Source organism: Chryseobacterium oleae (assembly GCF_900115055.1).
Lineage (GTDB): Bacteria > Bacteroidota > Bacteroidia > Flavobacteriales > Weeksellaceae > Chryseobacterium > Chryseobacterium oleae.
On record NZ_FOVD01000005.1, the window covers coordinates 203096 to 219767 of the forward strand.

Sequence of the window (16672 nt, forward strand, 5' to 3'; positions counted from 1 at the left end):
ATGAAGCGATATTTATCTGCCTTATTTCTATTCTTTATTTTCCTGGCAGTCTACTATGCCGGAAGTTTTACAAAAATTCCGTTTGCGGACTGTTTGGGTTTTGTGCTGGATGTAGAAAAAGGCAAATGGATCGGTACTTCTGCAGCTACGACTCACTTTCTTTACGTTAATACAGCCATTGCTTTAAAAACCCTGACCGGTCTCAATGCCATTGAAGCCAACCGTCTTCTGGTGATCTTTTCAGGAGCGGCAACAGTTTCAGTTATTTATTTAGCGGTCAAAAGTATTACCAAAACAGAATGGGCTTCTGTCACTGCAGCCATTGTATTTGGGTTGAGCTTTACATTCTGGAGAAATGCAGAAATTGTAGAAGTTTACACTTATAATTGTCTGTGGCTAAGTCTTTTTTTCCTTTCAATAATTAAAACTTTTGTAGAAAATAAAAAAAAATATATTCTCCTGAGTGGACTTTTTCTGGGAATCAGTTTATGGCTGCATATTCAGAACATCCTGCTCATTCCGGCATTTTTAGTTTTTCTTTTTCACTTTAGACATGAGAAAAAATATGCATACAGTTCCTTATTGATTTTTGGATTGCTTTTCTCGTCTCTGTTTATTCTGAATACAGTACAGGGATTACCACTAAGTTCTGTTTACAGTTCCGAGCATGGAACCTGGGTGGAAGATTCTTTCAAAAAAACATTCATGCAGTATGTCAATGATCTTATAAAATCACTGGCTTATCTTATTTATAATTTTAACCTGTTTACCTTTTTTGGGCTGATAGGTATAATTCTGCTGTACAAAGCAAACAGGAAGATGTTTTTTGTATTCCTGACCGGAGCCGTTTGTGTGTACGGTTTTTCTACATTTTATGCGGTTTCGGATAATTATGTGTTCTTTCTTCCATTTAATATTATTTTTGCACTATCTATTGGATATGGACTTTCAGCTCCGAAATATGCGGTGGTGAAAAAGTTTTCATGGGTTTGTCTTCTTATTCCTCTGGGGTATCTGGCGATCTATAAAGTTGCATTTTCAACCGAAAAAGGAAGAGCCTTTCACACATCCAAACAACATAAAGGAGGTTTAAATTATTTTATTCTTCCCTGGATGAACAACAATCCCGGTATTCTGGAATTCACAATTGATGATAAAACAGCTCCGGAGCCCGTACAATGGATGAAGACCATTGCCCGTGAATATATTGAGCTGATGAAAACCAAAGGATATACAGAAGATGAGCTCCGAGAATTTTAATCATTACAGCGCAACAGTTTCAATTACAAAGAATTAATTTATGCCTAAGCTTAAAACTTTATACGCAGTATCTATATTTTTTATCTTCACAGCTATTTACTACGCCGGAAGTTTTACAAAAATTCCTTTTGCAGACTGCGTTGGTTTTGTTTTGGATGCTGAAAAGGGTACATTCATCACAACAGCTACGGCAACTTCTCATTTTCTATATATTAATACTGTCATTTTAATTAAAAATATATTTGGACTTAATGGTATAGAGGCCAGCCGCTTACTGATTGTTCTTTCAGGAGCCGCAACAGTTTCTGTGATCTATCTTACGGTTAAAAGTATTACTGAAACAGAATGGGCTTCCGTAGCGGCAGCGTTTGTTTTCGGATTCAGTTTCTCGTTCTGGAGAAATGCAGAGATAGTAGAAGTTTATACCTACAATACTTTATGGGTAAGCCTTTTTTTCTTTGCAGTGATCAAGACTTTTACAGAACATAAAAAAAAGTATATCGTATGGGCCGGTATCTTTTTAGGCATCAGCCTTTGGGTTCATATCCAGAATATTTTACTGATTCCTGCTTTTTTTGTTTTCCTTTTTTATTTTAAAAGTGAAAAAAAATATGCCTATTCATCCTTATTGATTTTCGGATTGCTGTTCACTTCATTATTTGTCCTGAATATGTCTCAGGGGCTTCCTTTCAAATCACCCTACAGTTCAGATCAGGGAAACTGGGTGGAAGAATCCTTCAGAAAGACTTTTATGCAGTATGTAAAGGATTTCTTTCAGTCTTTTGTTTACCTTATTTACAATTTCAATATATTTACTTTTTTCGGGGCGATGGGGGCTGTTTTTCTTTACAGTTCCAATAGAAAAATGTTTTTTGTTTTTCTCGCCGGATCTCTTTGTGTATACGGATTTTCAACATTTTATGCCGTTTCGGACAATTATGTTTTCTTCCTTCCTTTCAATGTCATCTTTGCACTGTCTGTGGGATACGGATTGGCTCATCCTAAATATACCGCTATTAAAAAACTTTCATGGGTATGCCTTTTTATTCCGTTAGGGTATTTCATCGCTTATAAAGCCGTTATCCAGACAGAAAAAGGAACTACATTTCACACTTTCAAAAAGTATAAAGGAGGGCTGAATTATTACATGCTTCCATGGATGAACAATAACGAAGGCATCCTAGAGTTCACGATTGATAAAAAGACCGCACCGGAACCTATTAACTGGATGACCGTAAGTGCCGTAGAATACATAAAGCTGCTGAAAAGCAAGGGATATACTGAGGAGGAGATTAAAAAACTTTAACAATAATTGTGAAGTGAAAAGATTTTGTGAGTCACATTTTTTGATAACTTTGATTTACTTAATACTTTAAAATAAACACAAACTATGAGTTTAATTGACCTACTTACAGGTAACACCAGCAACCAGGTTGCTGAGCAGGCAGAAAACAAATTCGGGATCAGCAGAAACCAGATTATTGCCTTATTGGCTGTAGCAGCTCCCTTGGTGATTTCTTACCTTAGAAACAAATCTCAGGATGCTAACGAAGCAGAAGCCTTAAACAATGCCTTAGATAAAGACCACGACGGAAGTATTCTTGATGATGCATCACAAGCTGAAGCAAGACAGGCTGAAGGAGGATCCATCCTTGACCACGTTTTCGGAGGGCAGAAAAGCAATGTAGAAAATGAACTTTCTCAGAATACAGGAATCTCCATCGATAAAATCGGACCTATTCTAGCTATGCTGGCTCCGGTAATCATGGGATACATCGGTAAAGAGAAACAACAGAATAATGTAGGAGCAGGAGGTTTAGGAGATCTTTTGGGAGGCATTCTTGGAAATGCATCCAGCCAGGCTCAGACGCAGCAGTCAAGTCCATTGAATGATATCTTGGGAAGTGTTCTGGGAAGCGGTCAGTCGCAGTCTGGAGGAAACCCGCTTAATGATATTTTAGGAAGTGTACTCGGCGGTGGCGGGGGACAGCAACAGCAGCAGGGAGGTGGATTAGGAAGCATCCTTGGTAATATTTTAGGAGGAAAATAATTTAATTTTGTATATCAAAAAAGGCTGAAGATTGATCTTCAGCCTTTTTTATTTTTAGCTTTTTGCTTTAGTTTCAGAGGAACCAACGGACTTAGAACCTTTTCTAGGTCTTCTTTTACCATAACTTCCAGAATTGATCTTGCCTCTTCTTGATTTCTTGTCTCCTTTTCCCATAATGATAAATGTTTTATTGATTAAATACTAAATTAGGGAATATGGCTTACAATCAAAAATTAAGGCTGTTAAAATTTTTATAAAATCGAGGCATAAGAAGGTAAGCCTGAGGCTGGAAGAGGGAATTTATTGAGGTCGCAAACATGAGCTTCTCCCTCTTTCAATTTCTCACCCACTATACTTTCACCGTCTTCCATTTCCCTTTTTTAAACAGAATAAAAGCCACAATGGTAATCAAAGTTTCTGCCGCCGGAATGGAGATGAAAACCCCTTTAGGCCCCATCCCGAAATGTTTTGAAAGAAAATAAGCCAGCGGAATCTGAAACAGCCAGAACCCGAAGAAATTCACCCAGGTTGGTGTCCAGGTATCCCCTGCTCCATTAAATGCATTGATGAGCACCATCCCTATTCCATAAAAAATAAATCCTACACTCATAATGTGCAGTGCATTTTTAGCAAACTCCTTGATATGGACTTCCTGAGTAAAAAATCCAACCAGAAAATCTCCAAGCAGGAAAAATATTAAACTTACCGCCAGCATGAAGATCACATTATATTTTACGGTTTTCATCACCGACTGTTCTGCTCTCAGCATTTCATTGGCGCCCATATTCTGCCCTACCAGCGTAGACGCGGCATTACTCAATCCCCAGGCAGGAAGCATAAAGAACATCATCAGCCTTAAAGCCGTCTGATATCCTGCAGAAGCATTCTCGCCTCCGGTAGTCGCTACCAGTTGGGCCAGAAAAATCCAACTGCATGATGCAATCACAAACTGGAAAATTCCAGGTGTCGCTATTTTAACAATGGATTTGATCTGTTTGAAATCCGGAGTAAAATAAGGAAGCGCAATACGGATCTGGGTATCTGCAACCAAAAGGTGATACAGCTGATAAACCACCCCGATACTTCTCCCTATGGTAGTTGCCAAAGCAGCTCCGGTAAGCCCCATAGCAGGAACAGGTCCAAAACCTTTAATCAGGACAGGGCAAAGAATAATATTCACAATATTGGCGATCCATAGAGATTTCATCGCAATGGCTGCATTTCCTGCTCCTCTGAAGATTCCGTTGATCAAAAATAAAAGCATAATAATGACACTGCTTCCCATCATAATCCTCGTGAAATCTTTTCCGTAAGCCGCAGCTTCAGGCTTTGAACCCATCAGGATCAAAATTTCCTCTGCATAAATAACCCCTAATAAGCTTAGCAAAAAGGTAATGACAAATGAAACGAGCAACACCTGTGCAGCACTTCTGGAAGCCTGCTCCGGATTCTTCTCTCCAATCCGCCGTGCCACCAAAGCCGTTGCAGCCATACTCATCCCTATCGCAATAGAGTACATCACAGAAAGCACCGATTCTGTCAAACCTACCGTCTGGATGGCATATCCGCTTTCTTTCAGATGCCCTACAAAATACAGGTCTACCAATGCGAAAACGGATTCCATAGCCATTTCCAGCATCATAGGAACAGCCAGAAGAAGTACAGCGCTTCTGATCGTTATTTTGGTATAATCCACCTCTTCACCGCTGAAAGCTTTTTTCAAAAAATCTATATATCTAGTCATTTCCTAATCAATAATTATCTGATTATCAAAAATACAAATTCAATTCTTATAAAAATTTAGTTACTCATATCAAAAAAATAATTTAGATTTGTATATTCTTAAAATGAATCTTATGAAAAAAATAATCTCTACTGTTTTTATACTTACCATCTCGGCATCTGCCGGTATGCTTTCTGCTCAGTCACTAAGCTCAGCTCAGATGCAGGCTATTCAATCTGACAACGTTACTTCATTTAAAAAGAATTTTTCAAAAGCAGAGTACAACAAATGCTTTCCTCTTAAAGATGAAATGTTCAGTGCATTGGGTTTCAGCTCTCTTTATGGTAGAAATAATATTATAAAGTATCTTCTGGAAAATAAGGCAGACGTAAACAAAGAGTGTAATGGTAAAACTCCGCTTTCATGGGCTAAATTGGGAAATAAAGAACAAACTGCCCAGCTACTGATACAAAAAGGCGCTACCAACAATTAAAAAGCCATAAAATAATATACAAGACTTCCGAAAGGAAGTTTTTTTTGTTTACAGAACCTGCAAAAATCTTATCTTTGCAACCGGAAATTAGGGTTGAGAATTTCACGATCAGAAAGCTTAACCCTATATCTTAAACATTGAACCTTAAACAAATAATTATGTTTCGATCACACACGAACGGAGAATTATCTCTGAAAAATCTTAATGAAGAAGTTACACTTTCCGGATGGGTACAGACTATCCGTGATAAAGGATTTATGATTTGGATAGATCTTCGAGATCGTTACGGAATTACCCAACTGGTTTTTGACCAGGACCGTTCTTCTGCACAATTGATGGAAGAAGCTAAAAAACTGGGACGCGAATTCGTGATTCAGGTGACAGGAAAAGTAATCGAAAGAGTAAGCAAAAATCCAAATATTCCAACCGGAGAAATTGAAATTTTAGTTGAAAAACTGGCCGTTCTTAATGAGTCTCAACTTCCTCCTTTCACTATTGAGGATGAAACAGATGGCGGTGAAGAATTAAGAATGAAATACCGATACCTGGATATCAGAAGAGCACCGGTAAGAGATAAACTGATCTTCCGTCATAAAATGGCGCAGAAGGTGAGAAATTATCTTTCAGACGAAGGATTTATCGAAGTGGAAACTCCGGTTTTAATCAAATCTACACCGGAAGGGGCAAGAGATTTTGTAGTTCCGAGTAGAATGAATCCGGGACAATTTTATGCTCTACCACAATCGCCACAGACGTTCAAGCAGCTTCTGATGGTAGGTGGAATGGATAAATATTTCCAGATCGTAAAATGTTTCCGTGATGAAGATTTAAGAGCGGACAGACAGCCGGAATTTACACAAATCGACTGTGAGATGGCTTTCGTAAAGCAGGAAGATATTATGAATGTCTTTGAAGGCATGACGAAAACACTGATCAAAGATATTACAGGACAGGAATTCGGTGCTTTTCCGAGAATGACTTTCGCTGATGCGATGAGAAAATACGGAAACGACAAACCGGATATCCGTTTCGGAATGGAGTTCGTGGAACTTAACGAGCTTGTCAAAGGAAAAGATTTCAAAATATTTGACGACGCTGAATTGGTAGTCGGAATCAATGTAGAAGGATGTGCTGATTATACAAGAAAGCAGATCGATGAATTGGTAGAATGGGTAAAACGTCCCCAGATCGGAGCATCCGGAATGGTTTGGGCTAAATTCCAGAATGATGGTGTGAAAACCTCATCTGTCAACAAATTCTACAACGAGGAAGATCTGGCGAAGATCATTGAAAAATTCGGAGCTAAAGAAGGTGACTTAATGTTGATCTTATCCGGAAACGAACATAAAGTAAGAGCTCAGCTTTCTGCCTTAAGAATGGAACTTGGAAACCGTTTGGGACTGAGAAAAGGAGATGTATTTGCACCGCTTTGGGTAGTAGACTTCCCGTTATTGGAATTTGATGAAGAAAGCGGACGTTACCACGCAATGCACCACCCTTTCACCTCTCCTAAGCCTGAAGATATCCACTTACTGGAAACAGATCCGGGTAAAGCAAGAGCCAATGCTTATGATATGGTTCTTAACGGAAACGAGATCGGTGGAGGTTCTATCAGAATTTTCGATAAAGATCTTCAGTCTAAAATGTTTGACCTCTTAGGATTTACGAAAGAAGAAGCAGAAGCTCAGTTCGGATTCCTGATGAATGCCTTTAAATACGGAGCACCGCCTCACGGTGGATTGGCTTTCGGATTTGACCGTTTGGTGGCTATTCTTGACGGAAACGAAGTGATCAGGGATTATATCGCATTCCCTAAGAATAATTCAGGGCGTGATGTGATGATCGACGCGCCGGCATCCATCGCTGATGCACAACTGGACGAACTGGAAATACAATTGAACTTAAAAGCATAAACTGAAAGCGGAGATTTTTTCTCCGCTTTTTTATTGATATCCTATGAAAATCGCAGCAGCACAAATCAAACCCATAAAAGGAGATATTCTAAAAAACATTGAAAATCATAAAACAGTAATCAAAGCAGCATCCACTGAAAATGTAGATCTGATTATTTTTCCTGAGCTTTCAATTACTGGCTATGAACCTGAATTAGCAGAACAGCTTTCCATTGATTATGAAGATCAGATTTTAGATGTCTTTCAAAAAATGGCAGACAATAATAACATGAGTATTATCGTAGGAATGCCAACAAAATCAGACGATCAGCTATTTATAAGCAGTATTATATTCGAGCCGGGGAAAAGGAGAAAAGTGTATTCAAAACGGAATCTTTTCCCAACAGAAATCGAAATTTTTTCGAAAGGAGATTGCTTTTGTCAGCTGGAAGTTTTTCAGAATAAAATATCATTAGCCATATGCTATGATTTATCAGATCCGATGCATTCACAGGAAGCTTATCAGGAAGGTTCAAATATATATGCAGCAAGTGTACTCAATTCGGTCAATGGCATCGATGAAGATATTAGTAAGCTTTCCAACAGCGCAGAAAAATATCATATGCATGTTGTAATGGCCAATTTCATTGGGGAATCCGGAGGTTATGAATGCGCCGGAAAATCTTCTGTCTGGAGTAATACAGGAAGTTTAATAGACCAGCTCAATAGTGAAAATGAAGGGATTCTGATTGTAGACACCAATAATGATCAGTTCGAAAAAATTTATATCAACTGATATTTACCAAAGGGAACAAAAAATTCCGTTTTTTCATCCAAAATTATAGAAACATTCAGTTTAACTCGGTTTTCAATCCTAATATGGAGTCATTTCGACCATTATATCAAATATACGTGAAATAATTAAAACTTTAATTTGATAGAATAAAATCACAAGAAATAAATTTATTAACGAAATAAATAAACAATTCAAGAAAATAAACAGTAAAACAACTATTATATTATGTTATGTTTAAATATAGTTTTTATTGGTATATTTATAATTCTTATGTGAATATGATAACAATCTCATCGTTCATATTGGAAAAACCTTACCGATACACCAATATTTAAATCATATGAAAAGCAAACTATTACTCTTATCGGGGTGCCTTGTTCTGGCACTGAATTCTTGTAGGTCGGATATTGAAAATGCGCAAGCCAATCCAATGGATCACACAACGGCTAAGCTGGATAATACGACGGTTCACAAATTATTAATCAACGGAACTTACACGTATGTCAATGAAGTCAATGGTGAATATTTTTACGCAGACGACATTACGATTTCATCTGAACAGTTTAACAAATTAAAGATGCAGGCCAATTCCGAACTGTCAACATCGGAGAAAAGTACCATCGTAAGCTCTTTTATCAAGACATGGCCAAGCGCAACAGTCTATTATACATTACCCAGTCAGGGAACGCTGAGTACTCAGAACTACAATACGTTTCTTACCAACATTAACAAAGCGTTTGATATGATTTCTTCTCAAACCAGTGTTCAGTTTGTTCAACGTACCAACCAGACAGAATATATCACCTTTACCTATTCAACAGGTAACAGTTCTCCGCTCGGATGGCAGCAAAACAGAGTAAATGGTATTAAAATTTATAATATTACCTATCCGGCCATTATTGCCCATGAAGTGATGCACTCTATGGGAATCATGCATGAACAGTGCCGTCCGGACAGAGATCAGTATATTATTGTAGATGTAAACAGAGCGGTAGAAGGAAGCCGTCATAACTTCAACCTTTACAATGATTACGCAGGACACGGTGCATTTGATTTCGGTTCGGTGATGATGTATCAGTCTACAGATTTTGCGATCAACTCAAGCCAGCCTGTAATGACTAAACTGGACGGTTCTACTTTTACCAAACAAAGAACAGGATTGTCTGCCGGTGACTATGCAGGAATTAACCATTTGTACGGTCCTGTTAATGCGACTTCTGCAGTCAACGGAACTTATACTTTTACAACTTCTTTAGCGAATGATAAAAATGTAGATATTTCCGGAAGCTCCACTACAGATGGTACCAGTGTGATTCTGTATTCGGCCTCTACGGGGAATAACCAGAGATTTACTTTCACTAAATCTGATCATGGGTATTATACCATCAAATCTACTTTGGATCCGACAAAGGTTTTAACTGTAAAGAGCAGCGGAACAGCAAATGGAACAGCAGTAGAAATTAGAACTAATTCTAATACCGATGCTCAGAAATGGTTATTATTCAATCTGGGAAATAATGGTTTTGCCTTCGCTCCTAAGAATGCACCATCCCTGAGATTAGAGGTAAAGGGAGGTCTAACCGCCAACCTTACTCCTATTGTAATCGGTAGTACGGATCAAACGGTTCAGCCGCCTACAAAGCAACGTTTTAAACTTACAAAAGTTAATTAATATATTTTTTTATCCAGATAAAGAGGTTAGGGAATTTATTTTCCTTAACCTCTTTTGTTTTATAATTATTTACTGTTTAATTTCAATATCTCATCTCTTCCCGGTCCCGTAGAAAGATAAGTAATGGGAACACCCAGCTCATCATTCAGAAAAGAAAGAAAAGCTTTCAATTCTTCGGGTAGGTTGGAAGAACCCTGAATTGCGGTAATATCGCCTTCCCAGCCTTTCATCTGTTTTAAAACCGGACGGGCATTTTCAGGAAGCGTTCCTGAAGTCCGGGCCAGATTTCCATCTTCAAGCTCATAATGGGTGCAAACTGCCACGGATTCCATTCCGCTTAAAACATCAGCTTTGGTCAGAATAACCTGAGTAGTTCCGGTGATCATAATGGCATATCGTAAAGCCGGAAGATCCAGCCAGCCGATTCTTCTGGGACGACCTGTATTGGAACCGAATTCATTTCCTTTCTGTCTGATCTCTTCACCAACGCTGTCAAAAATTTCTGTAGGAAACATGCCATTTCCTACCCTTGTGCAATATGCTTTTGCAATCCCGAATATTTCACCGACTTTCTTAGGTGAAACACCCAGTCCAACACATGCTCCTGCAGCTGTGGTAGATGAGGAAGTTACATAAGGATATGTACCATGATCTATATCCAGCATCACTGCCTCTGATCCTTCTGCAAGAATCTTTTTACCTTCAGATAAAGCTGTATTCAGCACCAGCTCTGTTTCTGTACGAGTGAATTTTTTCAGGAAATCTATTGCTTCAAAAAACTCACTGCTGATTTCCTCTAATGAAGGAAGCACCATATCTCCTCCGGCAAGAAGCCTGTAATCTCTTTCTAAAATCTGTTCTACTTTGTTTCTAAAATCCGGAGCATCTATATCGCCAACCCTCAGGTTCTGTCTTAAGATCTTATTGGAATACGCCTGTGCAATACCATTTCTCGTTGTTCCGATGGTGGTATAATCCGGATTGTCTTCCATAAAGCAATCCAAAAGTCTATGGGTAGGTAGAACAAGGTGTGCCTTTTTAGAAATCATCAGACTGTTTTCAGGCTCAATCGTTTCGTCAAATTGTTTAAGATTTAAAATTTCTTTTCGCAGACTTACCGGATCCAGTACCGTTCCTGTTCCTATAACATTCTGAACGCCTTTCATAAAAATCCCGGAAGGAAGTGATTTTAAAGTGATTCTCTTACCATTTCGTTCTATACTGTGTCCGGCATTGGCACCGCCATTAAAACGGGCCGTCATGTGATAACCTTCGCTGATGAGATCAATAAATTTTCCTTTACCTTCATCACCCCACTGCAGGCCTAATACAATGTCCATATATTTAAATTTTATGCTGCAAAGCTATGATGGTTTTGAAATGAGGCCATTGTCATTTGGCAAAAAAGAATATTTCCTTGTATAATGTATAATGTATAATGTAAAAAGTATTGATAACGATGAAAACCTGATGTTTAAACAGATACACTTTCGGCTGGAGCCGGTGGAAATTTGTTAATATTAAAACGGGCTGAAGCCGGTTCTTATTGATTTTTATACAATATTCCTTCTTATACGGCTTAAAGACGAAGGGGTAATTCCAAGATAAGATGCGAGCATAGATTGTGGAACCCTGTTGGCAAGCCCCGGATAATGATCTAAAAAATGAATGTAACGAGCCTTGGCATCCAGATTGAGCATTGTGCTTACAACCTTAAGTTTATTCTCTGCCACAAAAGCATGTACTTTGGCGAACAAAAAAGGCCAGATGGCAATTTCTTTTTCCAGCTTTTTAAAATGATCAAGATCTATGGACAGCAAAACTCCGTCTGTGATAGCTTCAATGTATTCAAGTGAGGGCATCTGATCTGCAAAGCCATGGAAATCTCCGATAAACCTTCCTTCATAGATAAAGTAGCGGGTAAAATCATCCCCCAGTTTATTGTAGTACAGAGACCGGAAAACGCCTTCTTTTACAAATGCGATCTTTCGGCTCACCTTTCCGGCTTCTATGAAAGCTTCTCCTTTTTCTATGGTGATTTCCTGCAGACCTTCCGCGATCAGCTGTTCTTCCTCGGCATTGAGTATTCCGAATTTGCGGATGTAATTAAAAAGTTCTTCCATGTTTATGTTGCCTGAATAGTCCGGAACTATAAAAGTATAAAAATACGCCGGAGAACCCATTGTCATTTGACAACAAAGCATATAAAATATACCACATCACCGTCTCACGGCATGTTAATTGATTGATTTTTAAAAACGTAAGACAATGAAAGCAATCTGGAACGGCGCCATTGGCTTCGGTTTAGTCAATATCCCGGTTAAAATTTATTCCGCCACAGAAACCACGAAACTGGACCTCGATATGCTCGATAAATCTGATTTTTCCAATATCAAATTTAAAAGAGTCAACGAGAGTACAGGAAAAGAAGTGAAATGGGAAAACATTGTGAAAGGCTATCTCATGGATGATAAATACATCGTTCTTGATGAGGAAGATTATGAGGCAGCCAGCCCCGAGAAAACAAAAATACTCTCCATCGATCAATTTGTAAAGGAAGCTGAAGTAGATAGTGTGTACTTTGAAAATCCTTATTATCTGGAACCTCAGAAAAATGGTGAAAACGCATACAGGCTTCTGTTAAAAGCTTTACAGGAAACAGAAATGGCAGGCATCGGTACCTTCGTTCTTCGGGACAGTGAGGCGATTGGGATGATCAGGCCTTACAAAGATATACTCGTTCTGAACCGTCTCCGATTTGATCAGGAAATAAGAGATTATAAAGATCTGAAAATTCCTGCCGCAAAAGCTCCCAAACCTGCAGAACTGAAAATGGCGGTAAGTCTTATCAAACAGCTTTCTCAGGATTTTGATCCGGCGATGTACAAAGACACTTATTCTGATGAACTGATGAAGATTATCAGAAAAAAAGCAAAAGGCAAAAGCATTAAAACGAAAAAAGCCGAACCTGCAAAAGAAGGTAAGGTGATAGACCTTATGGCTCAGCTGAAAGCCAGTTTACAAAGTCCCAAATCTAAATCTGCATCCTAATGGCTCTGAAAGATTACCAGAATAAAAGAAAGTTCGATGAAACTACCGAACCTGAGGGCAAAACGAAAAAAAGCAAAGACCAGCTTATTTTTGTTATCCAGAGGCATGCCGCATCGCGTCTTCATTATGATTTCCGTCTGGAAATGGATGGAGTCCTGAAAAGCTGGGCGGTTCCGAAAGGTCCTTCATTAGATCCCAAAGATAAAAGACTGGCGATGATGGTGGAAGACCACCCCTATGATTATAAAGATTTTGAAGGAAACATTCCAGAAGGAAATTATGGAGCAGGCCAGGTGGAAGTCTGGGACAGCGGAACGTATGAGCCTTTGGATAAAGACAGCAAACTGTCGGATGAAAAAGAGCTCCTGAAAGAACTTCGTGCCGGTTCATTAAAATTTATTCTGCACGGAAAAAAACTGAAGGGAGAATTTGCTCTTGTGAAAATGAAAAACACGGAGGATAATGCCTGGCTGCTCATTAAACACAAAGACCAATTTGAAGAAAGTCCTTATAATGCTGAGGAAAACACTTCACCCAAATCTCTTGTGACGAAATTCTTAGAGGAAAAAAAAAGCCCAAAAATAAAGAAAAAAAAGAAGTTGTAACCTCTGAAAAAAGGTTTAAAAATTTCAATTCATTAACGAACGAAAAAAAGCTAAGCTCATTCATCAAACCGATGCTGGCCAAACCTTTTGATCAAGCATTCGACGATGAGGACTGGGTTTTTGAAATCAAATGGGACGGCTACCGAGCTGTTGCCGATCTCAGCCATACCAATCCCCTGTTCTACTCCAGAAACGGGATTTCATTTTTATCAAAATTTGAAAAAATTACGAAAGACTTTGATCAGCAGAAATATAAAATGATTCTGGATGGTGAAATTGTGGCTTATGACGAGCATGGAAAACCTAATTTCCAGCTTCTGCAACAGATTGGCGATCATCCTGATATGGCCTTAACCTACCAAGTTTTTGATCTTCTCTGGCTGAATGGTCATTCTACAGAAGAACTCCCTCTCGTACAACGCAAGGAACTTTTAAAAGAAGCTTTAACGGAAACTGATGTGATCAAATATTGCGATCATATTCCCGAAAAAGGAATTGCTTTTTTTAACCAGATGAAAAAAATGAAGCTGGAAGGAATGATTGCCAAAAAAGCCGACAGTTTATATGTGGAAAATCACAGAACGAATGACTGGCTAAAAATAAAATTTACGAATACAGACGAAGCCATTATCTGTGGATTTACAGAACCCCGGGGCTCACGGGAAAGCTTTGGAGCTTTAATTTTAGGAAAATACATTTCAGGAAAGCTAATTTACTGTGGCCATACAGGAACAGGTTTTAATAATGAATCTTTAAAACAGCTTTATGACAGGCTCCAAAAACTTGTCATAAAAACATCTCCATTTGAAACGGTTCCGAAGACGAATATGCCCGTAACATGGACAAAACCTGAGCTGGTTTGTGAAATTAAATATTCTGAAGTTACCAAAGACGGAATTTATCGTCATCCTGTTTTTGTGGCCATCCGCGAAGATAAAGAACCTGAAGACACAGACACTCCAACCAATGAAAATCCTAAAGAAATGAAAGCAAAAAAACCTTTAAAGAAAGCTGAGAACTCCGAAAAAGAAAAGGAAATTACTTTAGACCAGCACAAGGTAAAACTCACCAATCAGGATAAGATTTATTTCCCCAAAGATGACATTACGAAAGGAGATGTCATAGCCTATTACCAGTCCGTTGCTTCTTATATTCTTCCATATTTGAAAAACCGTCCGCTTTCTCTCAACCGTTTCCCCAACGGCATTGAAGAGCAGGGATTTTATCAGAAGGATGCAGGTGACAGTATGCCGGACTGGATCAAAACAACAAAAGTTTATTCGGAATCCAATGACAAATACATTGATTATGTGTACTGTAATGACAAAGCAACTTTAGCGTATCTGAATAATTTAGGCTGCATCGATCTGAACCCTTGGAACAGTTCGCTTCCTGATCTGGAACATCCGGATTATCTGGTACTGGATTTAGATCCTTCTAAGAAGAATACATTTGATGATGTGGTTGAAACAGCGCTTCAGGTGAATGAAGTTTTAGATGCAATTAAAATTAAAGGCTACTGCAAAACTTCGGGAAGTACGGGAATTCATATCTATATTCCGATGGGTGGAAAGTATGATTTTGACCAGGTAAAAGATTTTGCACACATTCTGATGAAACAGGTGAATGAAAAGCTACCGAAACTGACCACTCTTGAACGAAGCCTACAGAAAAGGGATGATAAGAAAATTTATCTGGATTATCTGCAAAACCGGACGGGACAGACTTTAGCAAGTGTATACAGTTTGAGACCTAAAGAAGGCGCTTCTGTTTCTATGCCTTTGGATTGGGAAGAGGTAAAACCGGGTCTGAAACCAACTGATTTTACCATTCATAATGCTTTGGAGAGAATCAAGGAGAAGGGTGATTTGTTTAAACCTGTTTTGGGAAAGGGAATTGATATGATGAAGGCGTTGGAATTGTTGGGAGCTGGAGAATAGGAGGGTTTTAGGGTCGGAGAGTTTTAGAGTTGCGGGGTTGGGAATCTGAAATATCACATCTTCAATAAAAAATCCTGCACTAAAATAAATGCAGGAGCTGTTGGTACTTGTTAAAAACACATGTGTTATTGGTTATAAACATGAATATCTCTTTGAGGAAAGGGTATTTCAATTCCGGCTTTATCAAGAGCTGCTTTACAGTTGATAATTAACTCTTCATTCATTGCCCAGAAATTTTCATTGGTTGCCGTAGCCCGTACGGATAAATTCACGGCGCTGTCTCCTAGCTCTGTAACGACTACTTGTGGGGCAGGTTCCTTAAGAGCATATTGGTTACTGTTAATAACTGACAATAAAATTTCTTTTGCCTGTTTTAAATCAGCAGTATAGGAAACCCCAATATCAAACCAGGTTCTCCGTGTTCCCAACTGGGTATAATTGGTGATACTTTTATTTGAAATTTCTCCATTGGGAATGACAATTAACTGATTCTGTGGTGTGATCAATCTTGTATGAAAAACATCTATAGCATTCACCGTTCCGGAAACCCCTGAACTGACTGAGATAAAATCACCTATTTTGAAAGGCTTCAACAGTAAAATAAGTATCCCTCCTGCAAAATTTGTCAGAGAACCTTGCAAAGCCAGACCTACAGCCAATCCCGCCGCACCTATCATCGCTACAAATGCAGAGGTCTGTACTCCCAGCTGGGTAACGACCACAATAAAGAGCAGAATATTAAGAGCCCAGCTGATGATATTTAAAAGGAATAGCTGCAATGAAGCTTCCATATTACGCTTTTTAAAAGCTTTTTCAACGAGTTTTTTAATCATTCTGATAAGCCACGACCCAATCAGATAGATCAGAAATGCTGAAATAACAGCGGTAATAATCTTAGGAGCCCAGGCAATTGCTGAGGATATGAAGTGATCCCAATGCTGTTGAATACTGTTTAATTTTAAATCATCCATTTTCTACTGTTTATTTTTAATTTAAATATTTTATTGACCGAATTTTGCCGGCAACCGAATTTCCAGGGGAAATGTGACATAGTGAACACTGAAATACACCCTTAAACCTTTTGGCCTAAAGTAATGTTCAAAGAAATTATGGTTGGATAGCGCGAAAGCCTGTTTTGGCTTTACTCAATGATCGTTTTAGAAGTCGAATCCTGTGTAAGGAAAAATTCT

General features: G+C 38.6%; 15 protein-coding genes. 10 read left to right on the plus strand and 5 right to left on the minus strand.

The genetic code is table 11. The features are described from left to right. The 3 genes from BM143_RS16560 (at position 1) to BM143_RS16570 (ending at position 3310) form a co-directional block, all read left to right on the plus strand. Positions 1-1260 (plus strand): protein O-mannosyl-transferase family, encoded by a 1260-nt coding sequence (locus BM143_RS16560; protein WP_090025632.1) that lies wholly within the window; start codon positions 1-3, stop codon positions 1258-1260. 40 nt (positions 1261-1300) lie between these two features. Further along, positions 1301-2566: a protein O-mannosyl-transferase family gene (locus BM143_RS16565; RefSeq protein WP_090025634.1), complete on the plus strand. Its 1266-nt coding sequence runs from the start codon at positions 1301-1303 to the stop codon at positions 2564-2566. 84 nt (positions 2567-2650) lie between these two features. Beyond that, complete coding sequence (locus tag BM143_RS16570; protein WP_090025636.1) at positions 2651-3310, plus strand: DUF937 domain-containing protein; 660 nt, start codon at positions 2651-2653, stop codon at positions 3308-3310. Positions 3311-3364: 54 nt separating this feature from the next. Here BM143_RS16570 and BM143_RS16575 read toward each other — a convergent pair whose 3' ends face one another. Both BM143_RS16575 and BM143_RS16580 read right to left on the minus strand, forming a co-directional pair. Continuing rightward, positions 3365-3484, minus strand: a complete 120-nt coding sequence (locus tag BM143_RS16575) for a 30S ribosomal protein THX (RefSeq protein WP_072921339.1) — start codon at positions 3482-3484, stop codon at positions 3365-3367. Positions 3485-3659: 175 nt separating this feature from the next. Next, positions 3660-5054, minus strand: coding sequence for an MATE family efflux transporter (locus BM143_RS16580; protein ID WP_072921338.1), 1395 nt, complete (start codon positions 5052-5054; stop codon positions 3660-3662). Positions 5055-5166: 112 nt separating this feature from the next. Between BM143_RS16580 and BM143_RS16585 the strand changes: the two genes are divergently transcribed. From BM143_RS16585 to BM143_RS16600, 4 genes are all read left to right on the plus strand, one after another. Then, positions 5167-5526, plus strand: coding sequence for an ankyrin repeat domain-containing protein (locus BM143_RS16585; RefSeq protein WP_167375304.1), 360 nt, complete (start codon positions 5167-5169; stop codon positions 5524-5526). Positions 5527-5684: 158 nt separating this feature from the next. Next, positions 5685-7439: an aspartate--tRNA ligase gene (gene aspS, locus BM143_RS16590; RefSeq protein ID WP_090025639.1), complete on the plus strand. Its 1755-nt coding sequence runs from the start codon at positions 5685-5687 to the stop codon at positions 7437-7439. 43 nt (positions 7440-7482) lie between these two features. Next, positions 7483-8214 carry a carbon-nitrogen hydrolase family protein gene (locus BM143_RS16595; protein ID WP_090025642.1) on the plus strand — a complete coding sequence of 244 codons (732 nt, stop codon included), beginning with the start codon at positions 7483-7485 and terminating at the stop codon, positions 8212-8214. A gap of 340 nt (positions 8215-8554) precedes the next feature. Continuing rightward, complete coding sequence (locus tag BM143_RS16600; protein WP_090025644.1) at positions 8555-9886, plus strand: M12 family metallopeptidase; 1332 nt, start codon at positions 8555-8557, stop codon at positions 9884-9886. Positions 9887-9951: 65 nt separating this feature from the next. On the opposite strand, the gene BM143_RS16605 is transcribed toward BM143_RS16600, so the two are convergent. After that, a complete protein-coding gene (locus BM143_RS16605; RefSeq protein ID WP_090025646.1) occupies positions 9952-11226 on the minus strand; it encodes an adenylosuccinate synthase in 1275 nt (424 codons plus the stop codon). Between the two features lie 213 nt (positions 11227-11439). Continuing rightward, the gene (locus BM143_RS16610) at positions 11440-12009 is read right to left on the minus strand and encodes a Crp/Fnr family transcriptional regulator (protein WP_090025832.1); all 570 of its coding nucleotides are present in this window, start codon (positions 12007-12009) and stop codon (positions 11440-11442) included. A gap of 145 nt (positions 12010-12154) precedes the next feature. On the opposite strand from BM143_RS16610, the gene ku reads away from it, so the two are divergent. From ku to ligD, 3 genes are all read left to right on the plus strand, one after another. Beyond that, positions 12155-12937 carry a non-homologous end joining protein Ku gene (ku, locus tag BM143_RS16615; protein ID WP_072921334.1) on the plus strand — a complete coding sequence of 261 codons (783 nt, stop codon included), beginning with the start codon at positions 12155-12157 and terminating at the stop codon, positions 12935-12937. Further along, positions 12937-13542 carry a DNA polymerase ligase N-terminal domain-containing protein gene (locus tag BM143_RS16620; RefSeq protein ID WP_090025648.1) on the plus strand — a complete coding sequence of 202 codons (606 nt, stop codon included), beginning with the start codon at positions 12937-12939 and terminating at the stop codon, positions 13540-13542. Before ku ends, BM143_RS16620 begins: the two co-directional genes overlap by 1 nt. 71 nt (positions 13543-13613) lie before the next feature. Next, positions 13614-15482 (plus strand): DNA ligase D, encoded by a 1869-nt coding sequence (ligD, locus tag BM143_RS16625; protein ID WP_090025650.1) that lies wholly within the window; start codon positions 13614-13616, stop codon positions 15480-15482. A 125-nt stretch (positions 15483-15607) separates the two neighbouring features. Here the strand turns inward: ligD and BM143_RS16630 are convergent, their stop codons facing one another. Continuing rightward, a complete protein-coding gene (locus BM143_RS16630) occupies positions 15608-16453 on the minus strand; it encodes a mechanosensitive ion channel family protein (RefSeq protein WP_090025651.1) in 846 nt (281 codons plus the stop codon). Positions 16454-16672 lie beyond the last annotated feature (219 nt).